The sequence below is a fragment of the Methylobacterium sp. J-072 genome (genome assembly GCF_022829425.1).
Lineage (GTDB): Bacteria > Pseudomonadota > Alphaproteobacteria > Rhizobiales > Beijerinckiaceae > Methylobacterium.
This window is the reverse complement of sequence record NZ_JAKSYK010000191.1, coordinates 1-397: the sequence shown is the minus strand read 5'-3', so window position 1 is coordinate 397 and position 397 is coordinate 1. Positions and strand designations below refer to the sequence as shown.

The window sequence follows — 397 nt, the reverse complement described above, 5'->3', positions numbered from 1 at the left end:
GACCCACCCCGCCTCGGCCCCAATCCGCGCCGGATCGCCCGCCCGGCGCGGGCACGGCCGAACGGCGAACTCCCGCCTCGAGATCCGCGTGACCCCCTCGATCACCTCCAGGACCGAGTAGCCCCGCCCGTAGCCGCAGTTCAGAGTCAGGCTCTCGCCGCCCCCGCGCAGGTGGTCCAGCGCTACCCGGTGCGCATCGGCCAGGTCCGAGACCTGGATGTAGTCGCGCAGGCACGAACCGTCCGGGGTCGGGTAATCCGTGCCGTAGACGTCGAGCCGCGAGGCGCTGGCCCGCCTGCGGGTCGAGGGCCGCCTCATCGAGCCGGAGGCGTTTCTGCCGGCTCTGGAGCGCTACGGCCGCACCACCGAGCTCGACCGGCGCATGCTGCAGCGGGCC

At 73.8% G+C, this 397-nt stretch carries 1 pseudogene; it reads right to left on the bottom strand.

The features are described 5' to 3' along the window. Nucleotides 1-276, bottom strand: a pseudogene (locus MKK67_RS23715) (UDP-glucose 4-epimerase GalE); the annotation flags it as partial. Between the last annotated feature and the right edge of the window lie 121 nt (nucleotides 277-397).